We start from the raw sequence: 18,415 nt of genomic DNA, 5'->3' as shown, positions 1-18,415 counted from the left end.
CCTCTACACCACTGTGCTGCTGGTGGCCGCGATCACTGGTACTCGGCCTCATGCTGGCGGTGCCGGTGGGCATCTTGCGTAACACAAGAACTGGCTGATCAAGGGGCCTAGTCTGGGCCTACATCTACTTCTTCCGTGGCACACCGCTGCTGGTGCAACTGTTCATCATCTATTACGGTGCGGCGCAGTGGGAGTGGCTGAAAAACAGCGCGGCCTGGACACTGTTCGCCGAAGCCTGGTTCTGTGCCTTGCTGGCATTTACGCTCAACACCGGTGCCTACACCGCCGAGATAGTGCGTGGCGCCGTGATGAACATGCCCAAGGGGCAGATTGAAGCGGCCCAGGCGTTCGGCATGAGCCCTTGGCAGACGCTCACCCGCATCATACTGCCCAACTCGTTTCGTCGGGCATTGCCAGCGTACAGCAACGAGGTGATCTTCATGCTGCAAGGCTCGGCGGTGGCAGGCATCATCACCATCGTCGACTTGACGGGGGCGGCGCGGATCATCAACTCCCGCTACTACAGCCCGTTCGAGGCCTTTATTACCGCAGGCCTGCTCTACATGATGCTGACCTTCATCATCGTCTGGTTGTTCAAGAAGCTGGAGTCCCGTTGGCACGCCCATCTGCGCCCCCGCACAGTCTGAACCATCGCCGAGGAACCATAAAAAAAAGCCCGCAGCTGCGGGCTTTTTCTATGTAATGTCGAATGGCGGTTTACAGCAGAGCCACTGGCATCAGCATCTCTTCAACCATGATTGCAGCGCTGCCTAGCAACCCCAGTACTCCCATGACAGTGGTCGACATCAGATTGCGCCTGCTTTGCGCCACAGGCATACCTTGCTCGCTGCGCTGCTGGATCCTCTTCACCACGGCCATGGCGCCGAGTTCCAGATGGCGATAGAAGCTGGCATTGAGCTGGGTCAGATGGAGCAAGGACTGGCGCATGCGCTCGAAGGTGTCACTGCAAACCGGGCTCTGTTTGTGCCAGAACTTTGCAAGGGTGCCACGGGTGGTGAGACCCGGCAGGTCATAGAGAGCCCGCCCCAGGCAGAAGGTCGGTACATCGTGCAGCAGGGCGGAGAGGCCAACCGTGCTGTTGATGGTGATGACCCCCTTGAGCAGGGGATAGAGAGTGGGCAGTGGCAAGTCATAACCATAGAACACCCGACCCTCCAGCCCGAGCAGCATCACCAGGCGGTTTATCTGGGACTGGTAGCTGACGTAACCCCTGTCCATGGGGTGATGCTTGAACAGCAGCACATCCTCGCTGCGGGCGTGCTCGGCAAAAGAGTTCATTACCTGGGCGACCATCTCTTCTACACCGCTCAAGTCCGAGTGTTCCCTTATCTGGAAATCCTCGGTGACCTGCAGTGGGACGAAGAAGATATGACCCTGATGCCGGGGTAGCGCCTTGAGCAGGCTGCGATCGGCCCACTTGTGCGACCATTTGACCAATCCGCCCGCCACCCAGCCTTTTGTTTCCTGATAGAGACTCCAGGGTCTGTGATTGACGAAATGGGGGTAGCGCCAGCGCAGCAGGTTCTTGTTGAGGTGATAGCGGCTGGCATACCAGGCGCGACGGGCGAAGGTCTTGCCTACCCGCAACGGCGCTTCATAGGGTGTTGGCCACTCCATCTCGGCCAGCTGGTCACGTTTGGCATAGAGCGGGCTGAAGGCATTGACGCCTCCTTGCTCCAGGGTCACATAGTCGGGACGCAGATAACCCTCTTCCATGGCCCAGACATCGATCTTCTTCAGCTTGCAGATACGAATGGCCTGCTGATGGTAATAGCGGCAGTCGCCGTAACAGATCAGGCTGTCAATGCGATGGCGCTTGAGAAAACGGCGAAAGAAGGTATTCCAGGTATCTGGCTTGCCGGTGAAGCGTTCACTGTGACCCACGCAAGGCCAGCACTCATCCCCGCCATTGAAGTTGATCCGGTATATCTGGTGGCCCTCCTCGCTCAGGGTTTGACTGAGGGTCTGAAAGAAGGGGCCGAGCGGTCCTTGCAACAACAAAATCTTCATGGGCGGCTTATCTCATGAACTGGGGAAGGGAGGGGCGCTGCAACAGTGTCTGTGCCAGGTAACTCAGTTTGATCTGCCAGCGCTGCCAGAGGCTCGACTTCTGGGTCGATGACTGTCCTTGCTCCGCCAGCTGGCGGATCAACTGCTCTGGGCTTATCCAGAGCCCGGTCTGCCAATCGATGTAGAGCGGATAGGCGACCAGCGTCAGGTAGACCAGTGCCGCCAATGGCAGGCTGCGTTGGCGCCGTGCCGGGGGATGGGCATCTGTCGTCAGTCCCCAGCCGCTGTAGAAGGGCTGGCCCCAGGTCGTAACCTTGACTCCTTGCACCAGCGCTTCGAATCCGCTGAGCGAGGTCATGGTGTGCAGCTCGTCCACGTGGGGATAGAGACTGGTCAGCCCTATGTCCAGCACCTGGCTGTCCACACACTCCGCCAGACAGGCAGCCGAGATGGCCCCCGCCCGATTGCCGGCCACCACATCCGGGTGCGGCTTGAACAGGATATGCGCCTCTGGCTTGGCGGCGCGCACAGCCCACAGCAACTGTTCATTGCTGCGAATGGTCGGGCTGCCGGTGAGGATGGAGGCATCCCCATCCACCTGGCCCACTACCAGCACCAAAGTGCGACCATCGGCAGGGGGCGTGTAGAGCTGTGGGGTTCCCACGTTGTACTTGCTGACCCTGTGCTGGCGTAGCAGATCGATCAGTGCGCTGCCCCGATTGACGTCGGCCTCGGTCAGCTGCTGGTAGTTGAGCAACTGTTCGAGCCCACTTGGCATGCGGCTGTCGAAATAGATCCCGACCGGGTCGATGGACAGGGAGGAGGGGCGACAGAGGTTGGAGCCAAGTCCTCTTGATCGGATAAAGCCATCTTCCACCCGGATGGCCGAGGTGAGATCCGGGTGGCGGCTGCCCCAGACCAGCACCTGCTCATCGCCGGTCAGCCGCTTGGGTGGTGTGCGCACAAAGCGCAGCTCATCGGCCAGATGGTGACAAAAAGCCTGCATAAAGGCGCGCTTCCACAAGGAGAAACCAACCAGATAGAGTCTGCGCCAGCGCGGTGCTGCCTTCTGCTGACGGGCAACTATGGTCAATACCTCTTCCACCTCACAGCGCTGGCCCAGCACGGGATCCAGATAGCGCGGATAGAGGATAAGGGCGGCCGCCGCCAGCTGGGGCAGTGATACCTGAACCTTGCGTCGCTCGCACTGTTTGCTGTCAAAAGTCAGCCCCCAACCGGCGTAAAACGGCATGCCGAAGCAATACACCGGCTTGCCGAGCAGCAAGGCCTCGAAGCCGAGCTGGGATGACACCGTGTAAACGGCATCCACCAGGTTGAGCAGGGCATGGGGATGGCAGTGTTCGGCAACGATTTCTACATCATCCAGTTGCAGTCGGGCCAGCACGCCGCTCTTCTTGCCAAAGCGGGTGTCGGGATGAGTGCGCAGCAAGAGGCGGGCATCGGGGTGATTGCGGCGTGCCGCTTCCACCATGGCCACAAAGTCCGCTTCACTGGCCAGCGCACCGGGAATGGAGAGATCGCCAGCCACCTGATCCACCAGCAGCACTCTGGGTCTGGCGTCTTGCAACAGGCGCTGTGCCAGCGCCGCTGGCAAACCGCCATGCTCACCTCGCGCAGCAAGACCGGCAGAGGCATTACCCACCGAGTGAGCCGGGCGTGAGGCGTAGCAGTTGTACTTGGTCACGCCGAGGCGCACCAGCTCACCCATCAGCCGCTGAGCCCGCTCAAGCATGGCGGCGTCACAGGGCGTTGCGATAAGCTGTTCAAGCTGGCTGGGTTGGCGTGCATCGTAATAGATGCCGACGGGGTCGGCGATAAGCGACACTGCCTTGCCACCGCGGGCAGGGTGGCCGATATAACCGATAAAGCCATCTTCCAGCTGCCAATAGGGCAGACCCAGGGCCTGGGCTGTTTGTTTAATCTGACGGGTATTGGCCTTCTGGCCCCAGCCCACCAGGGCATCACCGGGCTGGGGAGTGGCATCAGGGGTGAGACGCGCCAATGGCTGGCCCAGGCAGGCGCTGATCTGCGCGTCGCGGGCCAGTATGCCGCCAGATTGTGTCCATAGAGTCATGCAAGTTGCTCAGATTAAAAAGGAAGCTTAGAGAGATGCGGGTTTGAACATGTCTCTGAAAAAAGCACGTGGATTGAGGTAAAGCTTGCGCAGTTTTCGCCACAGGGGGCGCTTTGGCTTGATGCCATCCTGCCAGCGCAACAGGCCCGGATACTCCTGCACCGGGTAACCCGCCTCTTCCTGCAAGCGGATCATCCACTCCCGAAAGTCCGGCAGTTCGCCACCCAGGTCGTTGCAGGGCACTACTGGGCCCTTCAGGGGACCTCGCTCAGCCTCGCTACGTGACAGCATCTGTTCCAGCAACTGATCGTTGCCCGCCCGGCGCTTGTGATAAGGGTGCGTCAGGGGGCGCGGATGCCACTGGTGCACCAGAAACCGGCCGGCAAACAGGTGGGGCAGGGCATAGTAGCTGAAGTAGCGCCGAAAGCCCTGATAATCCCCCGGATGCTGCGCCTTGATGTTGAGGCTATAGTCAGCAGGGCGAGGCCCGATGGGATAGTGGCGGGTCAGCCTGTCAATCAGTTCCAGATCCTCGCCGCCATGGCCGACAAACTGCTCATCAAACCCCCCCAGTTGCAAAAACCACTCGCGGTTCATCAGCAGGCAACTACTGGCCAGGGCGATGCCCTCCACCCTGTGATTCTCACCGCGCAGAAAGGATTCCAGGCAGCCTTGAAAATCCCCGTCAAATCGCTCTGTCTCTTCCTTGGTCAGATAGAGGCAGGGATACATTTCAAAGGCATTTTTACCAATTTTTTGTACTTTATTTCTCTGTTCTAATATTTCTTTGGAAAGACGTGGGTTTATAACTAAGTCTGAGTCGTTTAAGAAAATATAATCATGTGTAACATCCAGGATGATACTATTTCTAATCACCCCGGGTGAAAATATACCTTTAATGTCACGTTTTTTACAAACTACATTTTTTTTGCCAACAGTTAAATCTGACTTATTTGTCATTATGGTCAGTGAGGTATCACTTTCTGTAAATGAGTCAATACAGCGATTTAGGCGTATTTTTGCATCAGTTAAACTACCGCGCTCATGACCTAGATGAAAGAAAGGGATAACTACGGTTATATTGATAGGCATATTTCCAACATCTAATTGGTATGTTTTAACATCTCAGACTGTAGGGGCAATTTTGGCATGCCGCATGGTGTTGACATGTGGCATGCCATTTTTGTGATGTTAAGAAATAATCTTTCTGACTTTGTTTATAAATTCCAAATAGTATTCATCGATGTAATGAAATGGTGACAAGCCCCATTTGTGGCTACTGCTGGCTAGACTAATTTCCTTGTCTATTGAAATTTTCTTTACATTGGATATTCTGTTCATTAAAAAACTCACGTAACAATCTAGTCTTGAGTTCATGACCTTGTTCTTATGGCATCGAATCTCATCGAACCGTTTTATTTTCCCTTTATCCATATAATAGTCACTGTATTTTGCATCATGAATAATGACAGTGGTATTCGGGAAATCAGAGTTTATTCTTTCACAGAATGAAGCCGACTTTTCATAGAATAACTTGACAACATCATCACTTTCTCTACCTACCACATGACTATATTCTTCCTTTTTTGCAAAAGGATTTATTTTAATAAAATCATCGGAAAGAGTAAGGTAGCTATCCCCTACCTTTATTATATCGTGCCGCTCTTCTATCAGATCTATTAAAATATAGTCTGGATTTTTATTTTTTATTTGGGATATGGATGTTTTATTGTAGTCATTTAATATGACCCATTTAAGCCACTGATTTTCAGAAGATAGAATAGTATGATCTATAGGGATTGGGGCACTCATCATACTAATAATTGATATTCTTGGAAAATAAGATCCAGAAATATCAAGGATACTATTGTCAAACTCAAAAGCATCTCTTGTTACACACGAACCAATTATTGCTGCTTTTTTCAATGCAAACTCCTTAAATGCAATAAAGCTCTTTTGCGAGGCCATTGCAAATAAACTTTGCATTCTTTATAAAATCTTGGTCGTCGATCTTCCAAGTGTGATTATTTATATTTTTACTTCTTATGGTGATGTAGTTGTAAATATCTGATGAGTATATTGTTATCTTTTTATCATTGCAGTCTTTCAAGAACTGAGAGTCTTCACCACGATTTTTATTGTGGAACGTAACTTTTTCAAAAACCGTTCTTCTAATGACAAGGCTAGCGCCTATTATAAACTCACTAAATCTACAGTCTTTGCCTTCTCGAATTAAGAAAGTCTTATCCATAGACTCAACGTATGCGAGGTGAGAATCTTTTCCTACAACATCAGCACCAGAATAATCGAGAGCTAAAATGGCATCAGATATATAGCTTTTTCCATAAATGTCATCATCATCTAACTTGGCTACAATGTCACCTTTAGATAACTCTACCGCTTTATTTAGACATTCCCCCAGTGTTAACGCTGCACTCAATTGTGCTAGTTTAACATTTTGAATCTTTGATAGTTTATCTTTTACATGAGAGAGGTCGTTATCATCAGTGTTGATAACAACGATCAATTCTTTGTTTTCATAATCTTGTTGCAAATAATTGTTGATCATCAAGTCAATATTGTGGGGTCTATTTGTACACATAACAATAGAGACCAAGGATGTATCGTTATTTAAAGGAACTTCTTTATTAACGTGATTGAAAATGTACTCTAATCTATTTTTATATGTATGATGCTGTAACGTATGTCTTGATGCCAAATGACCTACACGTCTGCGACTTTGTTCATCATTTAGAAGCTGATCAATTTTTTAGCTTTGCATTATTTTTGTCAGCAACAATACTAACATGCTCACCTAACATTGCCTTCATCCCATCCGAATGAGTCGAAACTACCGGTGTACCACAGGCCAGAATTTCGAAGACACGGCGAGAGAACATGGTTGGTGAATCTTGCACCGTATTGATGTTCAGGAACAATTTGTACTGGCGATAGGCTGTGACCATCTGGTCATAGTTCAATGAGCCGACAATAAAGGGCTGGTATTTCGCCGGGAATATACGAGACTCTCTATGCTGTTTAGCATGCAACATACGGTCGTAGACATGCAGTTCCCGGTGCATAGCGCCATCCAGCACGATTTCGGTCTGTACCCGACGGGTATCATGACCATTGTTATACCAGCTACCTGCAAAACAGATCTCGTAGGTCGGCAGCTTCTTGCGCTTGTCACGGATTGGGTTATGAATGGCTGGCTGGGCGGCGAAAGCCAGCGGGTAGACGCGGTCATGGCCAACACGACTCTTGTATTTATCGAGAATATTGCCATCGGTCGTGAAGATATAATCACAATCTGCGGCGACATCGATAAAGACATCGTAGTTGGTCGGATCTTCCTTGTTCCAGAACACAACGGGAATATTCTTCGACTTGCAATACTTGATGGCATCGCGCAGCGGATCACCCAGGTGCTTCTTGTAGCTGGCCATGGTATAGGTCCATTCGCCGTCATTGCCATTCCAGGCAGACTCGACAAAGAAGAGAACCGGGTTGGCCGCATCAATTTCCTCTTTCCAGTTTTTCTTGGTTAGCGGAATAAAGTTCGCCTCATAGCGGAAACACTCGTACGTGAACTTGTCACTGATAGACACAATATTTATGTGCTGGTTGCGCAGTCTGGCTCTTGGCTCAAACCCGGGCCAGGTGACTTCTTCATTGGGACGAGCCTCATTGAAGATACCAACCTGTTCCAGCAAACGCTGCTTAATGGCGTTATCCATCGGTGGCACGTCAAACTTGCCCTTGCGCTTTGCTGCGCGAATTTTGATCAGCTTTTGTGGCAGTGACAGCAGCCCAGCCAGTTTGCTTCGCTTGGCTTCCGCCAGGGTTTTGCCAAGACGATAGTAAAGTGACTTCTCCATCTGCTGTTTTTCATAGAGGGCAAGTGCCAGCTTGTCTTTCAAGGCTTCCAGATTGGTTTTTTGTACCAGAGGAGAATCAGGCAAAGCGTGAATGCGTTTTTCAAACGCAACCGTCAATGCCTTGGCCTTGAGCTCAAAAATGCGGGCAATCTCTTCTTCGCTCTGGCAACTTTCCAGCTTGATGGCATTAACTGGCAGCATCTCTTCTGCGATGATTTTCAGAGGCTTTATATTGAGAGTGCCTTGCCCCTTGAGACGCAGAGCAATGCTGAAATAACGGGCATCAGGTGCTGTTTCAAATTCTATCTTGTTCAGACCGTTATAAATCTGCTGATATTTGTGGGCAATGCGCTTCTCTTCGTCATATTGAATGAAGAACATGGCGCAATCGGGGCGTGGCTCACCGAATTGGGCATCAAGGTGGACGCGATATTTATGGCTGCCGTTGATGCGCCAGGCATCTTTGTTCAGTGGCAGACCGTTGATATCCATACTGCCGGTCTGCAGATAGAAGGAGTCCCCATCAACCAGGCCAAGCTCCAGCGAGAGAATGCCTGCAGCATCTACGGCTATCGTTTTGTTACGGTCATTATCTGCAGGCAGCATCCAAGCATCAGCAGTTTCTATATTGCTGATGTTGCCAAAAGAGAGCAGGGGGTAAGACTGTTCTACCCATTCAATTTTGTCGGTCTTTCTGGCCAGCTGTCGGTATAGGTAATCGAGGTGCTCATCATAGATGGAGAAAACAGTATTGAGATGATTCTCTTGCTGACGTGGCGGCTGATTTTTTCGGGCGTTTTTTTTAGCGAGTCGGGTCGACATATCAGAGTTCTTTTTTTCACACAGTGGCCGGGTTAATCCCGGCCACTGTTTTCGAGTGGATTAATGAGCGGCGTTGACGAAATCAAGCAATTGGTTATTGGCAGCATCGCTGCGATTCAGACCAAGGAACTGCTTGTGCTTGACCAGAATAACAATCACATCAGCCTGTTGCAGTGCATCTGACAGGGAGGCCAGCTTGACGTTATTACGATTTTCCAGCGTAGCCGGCAGTGCTTCAATATTGGGTTCCACCGCCAGGATCTGATAAGCCGGGTTGTTGGCCAGGGTCTTGGTGATATCCAGGGCCGGGCTTTCGCGCAGGTCATCGATGTCCGGCTTGAATGCCAACCCCAGGCAGGCGATCTTCGGGTTGTTGATACCGGTGACCGCACTTTCTACCTGCTCCACCACATAGTGAGGCTTGTAGTCATTGACCAGACGCGCCTGGTGGATCATGCGGGCCGTGTCCGGGTTCTGGTTGACTATAAACCAGGGATCGACGGCGATGCAGTGACCACCCACGCCGCAACCCGGCTGCAGAATATTGACACGGGGGTGGCGGTTGGCCAGGGAGATAAGCTCCCACACATTGATACCCTGCTTGTCACAGATGAGGGACAGTTCGTTGGCAAAGGCGATATTGACGTCACGGAAGGCGTTTTCGGTCAGCTTGCTCATTTCGGCAGTGCGCGCTTCGGTCGCGATGCACTCGCCCTTTTTGACAAACATCTTGTAGACCTGGGTGGCAGCGGCGGTACTGGCTGCGTCCATGCCACCGATAATGCGATCGTTCTCAACCAGCTCGCGGATCACCTGACCGGGCAGTACGCGCTCCGGGCAGTGCGCCACAAAGATATCAGGGGTCTGGCCTTCAGCAACGGTATGCGGGAAGGTCAGATCGCTGCGCTCTTCGGCCAACCACTTGGCCATCTGCTCGGTGGCGCCGACCGGTGACGTGGATTCCAGCACCACCAGGTTGCCTTTTTCCAGCATGGGGGCCAGTGCGCGGGAGGCGCTCTCGATATATCTCAGGTCCGGCTCATGATCTTCGCCCTTGAACGGAGTCGGTACGGCGATCAGGAAGGCATCAGCCTTTTGCGGGCTGGAGTGGGCACTCAGGTGTCCATCTTGCACGGCTTGCTTGACCAGGTCTTCCAGACCCGGTTCGACAATGTGGATCTTGCCCTGGTTGATGGTATCGACCGCATGCTGGTTGACATCCACGCCCACGACACGAATACCGTTGCTGGCGATGACTGCTGCAGTTGGCAAACCGATATAACCCAGACCAACAACGGAGATGGTTTCAAATTTCATTATTTTTATGCTCTCGATAGTAAAAAGGGGCATAGCCCTATGCCCCCTAGACAGGTATGTAATCTGTAAATCAGGCCACTTGCAGGCTGCTGTCAATCTGCTGGCCCAGGGCGCCGCTCAGGCCAATCACAGCCTCTACGATGCGTTGGCTCGTTTGACCATCCCCATAGGGGTTGTTGGCATGGCTCATCACCTGATAGGCCAGTTCGTCGTCCAGCAAACGAACTGTTTCAGCCACTATGGCTTTGTCACAGGTACCGACCAGGCGTACTGTGCCGGCCTTGACGGCGGCGGGGCGCTCGGTGGTATCGCGCATGCACAGTACAGGTTTGCCCAAGGTCGGTGCCTCTTCCTGAATACCGCCAGAGTCGGTCAGGATCAGGTAGCTCTGCTTCATCAAATAGACGAAAGGCAGATAATCCTGTGGTTCGATCAGGTGTACATTGTCGAGCCCTTTGAGGTTGCGGTTGACCGGTTCCTGCACATTGGGGTTGAGGTGTACCGGATAGACGATCTGTACGTCATCCCGCTGGGCCAGCACTGCCAGCGCCTTGCAGATGCGCTCGAAGCCATCGCCATGATTTTCACGGCGGTGACCGGTCACCAGGATCAGCTTCTTGCTGTTATCGAGGAAGGGGAAACGTTCTGCCAGCTCGGCGTTCATACCGGCGTTGTTATCGATGCGGTGAGAAACCTCGATCAGGGCATCGATCACCGAGTTGCCAGTCACGAAGATGGTCTCGGGAGCGATGTTTTCCATGATGAGGTTTTTCAGCGAGCTGATGGTCGGTGTGTAGTGCTGATCGGCAATGCCCCCTGTCAGACGACGCATTCCCTCTTCCGGCCAAGGGGAGTAGATATTACCGGTACGCAGACCGGCCTCTACGTGACCGACTGCAATGCGATGGTAATAGGCCGCCAAGGTGGCAGCAAACGAGGTCGCAGTATCACCATGGACCAGAATGCGATCCGGCTTGAACTCGGCAAATACCGGTCTCAACCCTTGCAAGATGGCGGTGGTGACATCGGTCAAGTCTTGGCCCGGCTTCATGATATTGAGATCATACTCCGGTTCAATCTCGAACAGCTTGAGTACCTGATCCAGCATCTCCCTGTGTTGCCCGGTGACGCAGACCTTGACATCAATCTTGCGATTGGCCTGGAAAGCCTTGACGATCGGAGCCATTTTGATTGCTTCCGGTCTGGTACCAAAAACAATTAAAACCCGTTGATATTTAATTGGCATTTTTTATTCCCGTGTAAATAAAGTGGTATGCGTTACTTCCCGAATCTTATTAAAAAAGACTTAGCTCGCGATTAAGCTGCGTTAGTCGGTGTTGCCAGGTGTGCTGGGCAAGCACAATTTCTCTTGCTTGCTTGCCCAATTCGATTCTTTGTCGACAGTCTTGCTGTAATTGCACACACCATTCATGTGCTGTAGTGCCATCTTGCACAACAGCAATACTCTTGCCAAAAATGTTCTCCATCGCGATAGATGGTGTGCTAATAATCGGGCAGCCAGCGGCGGCCAACTCGAATATTCGACGGGACAACATAGTTGAAGATTGACTGATGGTATTGAAATTTAAATATATTTGATATTGACGATATGCCTTGGCAACCGACTTCGGTGAGATGGCTGGTTTGCAATATGGCTGCAATTTATCTGGGTAGCTACAGCCATTATTATTTTGCCAAAACCTATCGAAAATTATTAACTCCTGATCACGTAATGCATACAGAATATCTTCCTGAGTCCTGCTGCGCTCGGCCAGCTCATTGCCATAGTAGCCCCCAAGGAAGGCGACCCCAGGGCCCCGCTCACCAATATCTGCCGGCTGATACCAGCGGGGTTGGGCGGCAAACATCAGTACCCCGACATGTTGAAATGCCTGATGAGGGAGAGCCTTATATCGCTCGACAGAATCGGCATCGGTTGTATATACAACATCGAACAGTGCTGCGGCGTCGGCAAAGCGCTCAAAATGAAAAGGATCTTCTTTGTTCCAGAATATGGTTTTTATTTTCCGCTGGCGGCAAAATTCAAGTAACTTTCTCAGTTCTGGTTTATTTGGTGAACAGTGAGCATAACTGGCCATTTTTCCCTGCCAGCTATTTTTATATCCTCGCCAAGTTGACTCAATAAAGAGAAAATCAGGTTTGAATAGCCGTAGTTTCCATTGCCAGTCTGTTGGCGTGAGCTGAATCAGGTCGGCATCAGGAGCCAAGCTAAATGTTGTGAATTGATCTGCCACTAATGCAATACGTGGTCGTTTATTATTATGCAAAGGAATTGACTCACAAGTTAAATAGAGTGGCGGCCACTGCCACACTATTCTTTTCATTATAAGAGCACCCAAGCCTTGGCCGATATGGCGATTTGATAAAGCACCGCGGACTATCCTTGGTGATCTACAACAACTTGGTATCTGTTGAGATGGGGACGTTATATCCCCCCACCTGAAAGTTATATTATCTAGATAATGTTTTTCGTTCTGGCTGAGCGGTACCATCTTGATCCTGCTACTGCAGGAATAAGGCGTTGTGGGTCTCCCAATTAATCCTGATGCTCACGTAGAGTGGCAAGCCCCATCACGACCAAACCATAGAACAGGCAGAGCAGTACACTAATGGTAGCCAGGTTATACAGACGGCGAGGGTATTCTGCTTCTTCAGCCAAAGTTGGTTGATTGATGATCAGCAGATGTTTCAGTTTGCGATAGGCCTCTACTCTGGTTTGTTCCAGACTGATAAGACCCGTTTTGTAAAGATCTGCTGCCAGAGTGGCTTGGGTTTGAACATCCAGATAGCCAGCGGTAATTTCGTTCATCGCATCTTTATCAAGGCCGGTGAGCTTGGCTCTCTCTTGTTTCAGTTGTTTGTTCAAGGCATCAATACGGGTTTGTACCGAAATGATGCCAGGAGCGGTATCCCTCATGTAACTACGCAACTGCTTGAGCTGTGCCTGTTGGCTTACCAGTTCAGCCTCAATCTGGCTGACAACGCCTAGACGAGCGCTACTGGTGGATTCCGGGCTGATCAGTTGATGACTATTTTGAAAAGCCAGTACCTTGGTTTTTTCATCCTGGAGTCGTCGATAGGCACGATCGACCTCTTTCTCAACAAATGCGAGTTGGTCCAGGGCAACTTGATGTCCTAGCTTGTTGATGAAGCGTTCAGACTCCTTGAGCATCAGGCCCACTACCTGCTGACCATATTTCGGATCAAATGCCTGCAGCTCGATGGTAAGTACTCCTGAAAGTTCATCGAGGCGCAACGTCAGGTGATTGCGGTAATACTCGATGAACTCTTCTTGGCTGACATCCCTTGGCAGGCGGGAGAAATAGTCGGCTATGTCGCTCTGGTAATGGGACTTGAGGTCAAGTTCCTTATCCAGCTTGGCTAACAGGTCCCAGGAGTTCAGATAATTCTGGACCAGCAGTACATCTTGATGATTGCTGCCGCCTATTCCCAACATTGACAGGGCATCGGGCAACATCTTGATCTGGTCCGCCTGTTTGATAATTATCTCTGCCCGGCTCACGTAACGATCAGAGGCGATAGCACCTAAATAAAGTGCGGCGATTAAAAAACAGGCAACAACCCAGAGAAAGCTGCCAAGTTTGAGACTCTGTTGCCAAGAGCGGTGGGCAATCTGAAAACCGCTGGAGTCGATAACAAAACGTCTTGGATTATTGCTCAGTTTGCGCCATTTACGCGCAAGGCTTGATGATTTGTCTGGTCTGATAGGTTGAGTCATATTTGATGTTGCTTGTTATAAGTTCTGATAGATGCGGATGGCGTCATCGATATTGTCGAATACTTCCAATGTACTGTTACGCAGTAGTATTCCCATATCACATTGCTGGCGCAGGTTTTTCATATCGTGCGACACCATAATAAGGCTGGCTGTCTTGCGCTTTTGATTGAAGACATCAATGCATTTCTGCTTGAAGCGGGCGTCTCCCACAGAAGTAATTTCATCGGTCAGATAAATATCAAAGTCAAAAGCCATGCTGACTGCAAAGGAAAACTTTGATGTCATACCGCTGGAGTAGGTTTTAATGGGCAACTCGAAATGCTGACCTATTTCGGAGAACTCCTTGACCCACTCCTCCACCGCTTGAGTATCCCGCACGCCATGAATGCGGCAGACAAAGCGAGTGTTCTCCCGCCCTGTCATGCTGCCTTGAAAGCCGCCGCCAAGCGCGAGAGGCCAAGAAACTCTACATTGGCGTACAACTTTCCCCCTGTTGGGCATGTCCATGCCACCGAGCAGGCGTAACAGGGTAGATTTACCCGCGCCGTTGGCACCCAAAATACCTATATTGCGATCTCGTGGCAGTTTTATATTGACATCACGCAATACATAATTTCGGCCAAACTTGGTCGGGTAATATTTGGATACATTGTCAAGAATGATCATGTGAGTTCACTTTAACTGGCAATCAAGCGGCGATGGCTCAGGCGATAGCAGCTCATGGCAAAGGTCAGCAATAGTAAGGTCACGATGGATAAATAAACCCAACTGACATTGGGACTGATATAACCCGCGATCCAACCGGTTCTGATCAGCTCGAGAGCATGTACCAGCGGGTTCCATAAAAACCAGTGTTGAAACTGGGGCGGAATGGCTGCCAAGGGATGTATTACACAAGAGATTAACATCAATGGCATCATCAATAGATTGAGGAACTTGCTTGCCTCTGGAACCAGGTTGCAAAGCACACAGAAGACGATGCCAAGGGAAAACGAAAACACCATGAGCAATAAGTAGCCAAGGATTACCTGCAAGGGATCGGTCGGGATAGCATCCATATCAAACCAGAGCAGTCCTAGCACCAGAATACAACCCACCACCATACCGACCATTACTTCGAGCACAAAGCGGGCAACAAAGGTGGCGAAGGGAGTAACTTGGCGATAGGAGAACAATCCCATATTGGCGCCGACCGCAGACTGTAGCTTGGACACGACATTTCTAAAAAACAGAAAGGGCAAATAACCGGCAGTAATGAACAACGGCGCAGGTACACCGCCAAATCCACTGCTGTCACGCATGCCAAAAATCAGGCTAAAAGCGCCAATAATCAGCAATGGGTCGAGCAGGGCCCAGGCATAGCCCAGCCGATAACCGCCAAAACGGGTTTTTAGTTCACGAATAAGTAAACCAAATGTCACATCACGCAATACCTGAAAGGAGTTGCGTGGTGTTTGATTGAGTATGGGTTTATGCATTGAGTCGCTTTACCGTATGACGGACTCGTCAGTTGACGAGCCCGTGTTCTTCGGTGAAATAGGCGGATTAGTTAAGTGCTACGTTCGCAGCCACGGCGATCTGATAGATGATCTGGGTGATGTCCTTGACGGATTGCATGGTCTTGCTGTCAATTTTTGGCAAGACCAGGATCTGATCACCTGGTTGAACGCTGCCCTGGTCTTTGAATTCCACCAACCCATTGGCATGCACTATCGCAATGCGCTTGTCATTCGCCCGCTCGGTGAACCCTCCCGCCCAGGCGACATAATCATCAAGATTTGCGCTGGTGTTGTAGACCACGGCTTGTGGCATCAATACCTCGCCACCTACTTGAATCAGATCAGTCCTGTTCGGGATGACGATTTGATCACCTTGCTCCAACTGGATGTTGGCAATGTTGCCTTTGTCTGCCACCACGACTTTGCCAAGGGGCTGGATCTTGCGGGCTTTATCTACAAATTGCATGACCAGTTCGGCTTCTTTGGCACGAATGGTGGCTTCACCGTCCGAACTGGCGGGAGCGGTAAACACACTGCGCTCCAAACGGTTGAGTGATTCATCCAGCATCTCTTTCTGCTTGAGCGCGACGCTCTTGCGCATCATGTAGATTGATTGATAATCGGCTAGTTTCGGATCGATCGGGATGTGATTGAGCAAATCATGCAGTTTGGTCTCTTTACGGACGGTGAAATATGAGGGGCCCATATAACTGCCAGAAACCTGCACATCGTAGACTTGCGCGTGCATATCATCGTTAAACAGTACTTTATCCCCATCCTTGAGCTGGATATGGGCAAAGTCTTTGTAAGGCATATAAATCGAGAAAGGACCGTTGGGACGATCACCAATGACGCCGACATGACTCACTTTGGCGAGGGGGAGGGCATAGTCGACCAGCTCTGAGCCCAGCGTATTACGCTGCTTTAACTCGAAACGGAATGGGTTTCGTACCTTGCCTGCCACATTGATCATCGGCCCCTGGGGTTCAACCAGGATCACATCCTGGTCTTTCAACGAGAGTTTGGGTATGCGACCTTGCTGCATGAATTCGTATAGGTCGATCTGTTGAATGACTTTGTTTTGACGTAATACCTTGATCTGTCGGTAGCTGCCCCGTTCTGAGTCAATGCCGCCGGCACGTTTGAGAAAGTAGAGCACGCTATCAGAAGATTGCCCTGCGTATTGGCCAGGTCGGATCACTGGGCCAGTGACAAATACACTGACGGGGGTGGTAGTGAGCAGGTTAACGTAAATATTGACGTTGTTGGTAAACACATCACCTATTCTACTGGTCACCAAATTATTGATTTGGCTTGCTGGAACATTCCTGACATTGATAGGGCCTACATCGGGGATAAAAATATTACCCTGATTATCCACAGTAACAACATTAGAGAAGTTGACCGCCCCCCAAATCCATATATTTAGTTTATCTCCTGCGGCTATCAAATAATTGTCATTCAGACCATCACTACGCTCTGTTTCATACCCACCTGCAAACAGGTTGGCACCATAGGGCGGAGGGAGTCCCGCTTCTGATTGCGGCAGCAATTTCCGTACATCAGATTCACCAGGCAGTAGCATTCCTTGCCGATTCTGTTGAGTGAAACTCCCGGTCGTTGAAACGGCACTGGCTTGATCATTGAGGGCTGACTGACTACCGAGTTGAGGGCGATGGTTATCGCCAGCATTACCCGAAAGGCTATAGCCAAATGACTGACCGCTCGATTGCATCGAGTCTGGTGGTGTGGCTGCCATTGATGTGCAGGAGGCACTGACGATAAGCAGGAGGGCACTCAGTTGACGAATGTGCGAGATCTTCAAAGCGATTACCTTCAATTTCATTGCTCAGCAAGAAGGTTGCTGATAGAGGTCTGTTCCAATTGAGGAATCAAATACCACTGGTCTGTAACCTTGCAGGCAGCACTCCTTTGAGAGTGACCTTGATTACTGTTGAACAACAGCTCAACACATTCATGCCCCAAAGCCGAGGTATAGCGTTGGCCCAGGGTAAACACAGTACTGCCAGTGTTGAGTGCAGCCCCTTGAGGCAGGGTATTAAGCGTCTGTTGCAGGTTGACAGGCATAACCTGCAGCTCGGTGGAAGCGGTCGGATTGACTAGAGGACGAGATGCTTCGACCTGTTTTGGCTCATATGCGCAGCCACCAATCTGTATCGCTAACGATATAGCCAGGAACCGGCTTGCGTAGTTCATGTGTCAATATTCCCATAGATTCGAGATTCGATATGTGACATTAATGTGATTAATTTGTTGTTGTTTTGTTTTACTGGAGAGGGTATGCCAAGGGATTGTGAGATTACTATATTGGTACCGATTGTTACACGGTAATCACAGTACTTTGGGTTTTTACTGGAAAAAGGCATGGCTACCGCAGGGCGGTGACAAGACCTCCTACTCAAAAAGGGTTGTTTTATTCAAGGCGGGTATAAAACACAGATATTTGATCTATGTCATTGCAGCGTATTTTTTGGGCGGCGCCATTATGCCACTTGCCTGATCTTGTCGCAGCTACTTGTTTTAATTGAGGCGGCATTCTACAGGGTGGGCCGCAAATGAGTCAAATGTAACTAGCGTGGTCAGATGAGATGTATGGTGGAGTAATGTATTGATTTGGTTGTGTTTTACTCAACACCTCCATTTCTCTGTCAAGAGGTTATGTTTTTTTTGAGACTTTGGTCGCATTTTTTCGGGGTGATGAGTTCATTTTTTGATTAATTATTTTTTCCTATGGATTACTCACTCTACATAAAAAATCTTTTATCAAAATAAGTTTGGCTTTTTTCTTTGTTAGTGATTGGGTTATCAAAATGTTTTGACTGTTTTTTGGTATGTTGTGCCGTTGTTGACTATTCCTGATGGGAGGTATGTGGTTTCCACATGTCTGAATCGCCCCCAGTTCCCTAGACACCTCAGAGCCTTAAAATGAGGCAACTATTGGAGGTGTTATGACCCGTCAGCGTTATCCAGAAACATTCAAAATCGAAGC

Annotated in this window: 14 protein-coding genes and 1 pseudogene; 1 reads left to right on the top strand and 14 read right to left on the bottom strand. The window is 50.3% G+C overall.

All coding sequences use genetic code 11. The annotated features are described in order from the left end of the window. Positions 1–647 (top strand): annotated as a pseudogene (locus G113_RS11680) (ABC transporter permease); the annotation flags it as partial. Between the two features lie 70 nt (positions 648–717). Here G113_RS11680 and G113_RS11675 read toward each other — a convergent pair. The 14 genes from G113_RS11675 to G113_RS11615 all read right to left on the bottom strand — a co-directional run bounded on the left by G113_RS11675 (position 718) and on the right by G113_RS11615 (position 17,622). Next, positions 718–2,031 carry a capsule biosynthesis protein gene (locus G113_RS11675; protein ID WP_005902030.1) on the bottom strand — a complete coding sequence of 438 codons (1,314 nt, stop codon included), beginning with the start codon at positions 2,029–2,031 and terminating at the stop codon, positions 718–720. 7 nt (positions 2,032–2,038) lie between these two features. Then, the gene (locus tag G113_RS11670) at positions 2,039–4,126 is read right to left on the bottom strand and encodes a capsular polysaccharide biosynthesis protein (RefSeq protein WP_005902029.1); all 2,088 of its coding nucleotides are present in this window, start codon (positions 4,124–4,126) and stop codon (positions 2,039–2,041) included. Positions 4,127–4,153: 27 nt separating this feature from the next. Further along, the gene (locus G113_RS11665) at positions 4,154–5,086 is read right to left on the bottom strand and encodes a galactosyltransferase-related protein (protein WP_083940382.1); all 933 of its coding nucleotides are present in this window, start codon (positions 5,084–5,086) and stop codon (positions 4,154–4,156) included. Between the two features lie 231 nt (positions 5,087–5,317). Further along, positions 5,318–6,052 carry a DUF6270 domain-containing protein gene (locus G113_RS11660; protein ID WP_152436024.1) on the bottom strand — a complete coding sequence of 245 codons (735 nt, stop codon included), beginning with the start codon at positions 6,050–6,052 and terminating at the stop codon, positions 5,318–5,320. 10 nt (positions 6,053–6,062) lie between these two features. Then, the gene (locus G113_RS21625; protein WP_201765004.1) at positions 6,063–6,743 is read right to left on the bottom strand and encodes a glycosyltransferase; all 681 of its coding nucleotides are present in this window, start codon (positions 6,741–6,743) and stop codon (positions 6,063–6,065) included. Between the two features lie 145 nt (positions 6,744–6,888). After that, on the bottom strand, positions 6,889–8,829 hold the full coding sequence (locus tag G113_RS11655) for a CgeB family protein (RefSeq protein WP_005902018.1): 1,941 nt from the start codon (positions 8,827–8,829) through the stop codon (positions 6,889–6,891). Between the two features lie 60 nt (positions 8,830–8,889). Further along, positions 8,890–10,146 carry a UDP-N-acetyl-D-mannosamine dehydrogenase gene (gene wecC / locus G113_RS11650; RefSeq protein WP_005902010.1) on the bottom strand — a complete coding sequence of 419 codons (1,257 nt, stop codon included), beginning with the start codon at positions 10,144–10,146 and terminating at the stop codon, positions 8,890–8,892. Positions 10,147–10,216: 70 nt separating this feature from the next. Beyond that, a complete protein-coding gene (wecB, locus tag G113_RS11645; RefSeq protein ID WP_040319161.1) occupies positions 10,217–11,392 on the bottom strand; it encodes a non-hydrolyzing UDP-N-acetylglucosamine 2-epimerase in 1,176 nt (391 codons plus the stop codon). A 49-nt stretch (positions 11,393–11,441) separates the two neighbouring features. Beyond that, positions 11,442–12,491, bottom strand: a complete 1,050-nt coding sequence (locus G113_RS11640; protein WP_083940381.1) for a CgeB family protein — start codon at positions 12,489–12,491, stop codon at positions 11,442–11,444. A gap of 212 nt (positions 12,492–12,703) precedes the next feature. Continuing rightward, positions 12,704–13,906: a sugar transporter gene (locus tag G113_RS11635; protein WP_040319160.1), complete on the bottom strand. Its 1,203-nt coding sequence runs from the start codon at positions 13,904–13,906 to the stop codon at positions 12,704–12,706. A 15-nt stretch (positions 13,907–13,921) separates the two neighbouring features. Continuing rightward, the gene (locus tag G113_RS11630) at positions 13,922–14,572 is read right to left on the bottom strand and encodes an ABC transporter ATP-binding protein (RefSeq protein ID WP_005902001.1); all 651 of its coding nucleotides are present in this window, start codon (positions 14,570–14,572) and stop codon (positions 13,922–13,924) included. 11 nt (positions 14,573–14,583) lie between these two features. Continuing rightward, positions 14,584–15,384: an ABC transporter permease gene (locus G113_RS11625; RefSeq protein WP_005901999.1), complete on the bottom strand. Its 801-nt coding sequence runs from the start codon at positions 15,382–15,384 to the stop codon at positions 14,584–14,586. Between the two features lie 67 nt (positions 15,385–15,451). Next, complete coding sequence (locus G113_RS11620) at positions 15,452–17,251, bottom strand: polysaccharide biosynthesis/export family protein (protein ID WP_051106594.1); 1,800 nt, start codon at positions 17,249–17,251, stop codon at positions 15,452–15,454. Then, a complete protein-coding gene (locus tag G113_RS11615; RefSeq protein ID WP_005901995.1) occupies positions 17,248–17,622 on the bottom strand; it encodes a hypothetical protein in 375 nt (124 codons plus the stop codon). The genes G113_RS11620 and G113_RS11615 overlap by 4 nt, the downstream gene beginning before the upstream one ends. Between the last annotated feature and the right edge of the window lie 793 nt (positions 17,623–18,415).

The organism is Aeromonas molluscorum 848, assembly GCF_000388115.1.
Taxonomy (GTDB): domain Bacteria; phylum Pseudomonadota; class Gammaproteobacteria; order Enterobacterales; family Aeromonadaceae; genus Aeromonas; species Aeromonas molluscorum.
Note: the sequence above shows the minus strand (reverse complement) of the source record. Positions and strands in the feature narration are given on the sequence as shown.

Coding starts and splice junctions, on each gene's coding strand:
- G113_RS11630 (WP_005902001.1), bottom strand. CDS start 14,572: ATGATCATTCTTGACAATGTATCCAAATATTACCCGACCAAGTTTGGC.
- G113_RS11665 (WP_083940382.1), bottom strand. CDS start 5,086: ATGACAAATAAGTCAGATTTAACTGTTGGCAAAAAAAATGTAGTTTGT.
- G113_RS11625 (WP_005901999.1), bottom strand. CDS start 15,384: ATGCATAAACCCATACTCAATCAAACACCACGCAACTCCTTTCAGGTA.
- G113_RS11635 (WP_040319160.1), bottom strand. CDS start 13,906: ATGACTCAACCTATCAGACCAGACAAATCATCAAGCCTTGCGCGTAAA.
- G113_RS11675 (WP_005902030.1), bottom strand. CDS start 2,031: ATGAAGATTTTGTTGTTGCAAGGACCGCTCGGCCCCTTCTTTCAGACC.
- G113_RS11615 (WP_005901995.1), bottom strand. CDS start 17,622: ATGAACTACGCAAGCCGGTTCCTGGCTATATCGTTAGCGATACAGATT.
- G113_RS11670 (WP_005902029.1), bottom strand. CDS start 4,126: ATGACTCTATGGACACAATCTGGCGGCATACTGGCCCGCGACGCGCAG.
- wecC (WP_005902010.1), bottom strand. CDS start 10,146: ATGAAATTTGAAACCATCTCCGTTGTTGGTCTGGGTTATATCGGTTTG.
- G113_RS11655 (WP_005902018.1), bottom strand. CDS start 8,829: ATGTCGACCCGACTCGCTAAAAAAAACGCCCGAAAAAATCAGCCGCCA.
- G113_RS11640 (WP_083940381.1), bottom strand. CDS start 12,491: ATGAAAAGAATAGTGTGGCAGTGGCCGCCACTCTATTTAACTTGTGAG.
- G113_RS11620 (WP_051106594.1), bottom strand. CDS start 17,251: ATGAAATTGAAGGTAATCGCTTTGAAGATCTCGCACATTCGTCAACTG.
- wecB (WP_040319161.1), bottom strand. CDS start 11,392: ATGCCAATTAAATATCAACGGGTTTTAATTGTTTTTGGTACCAGACCG.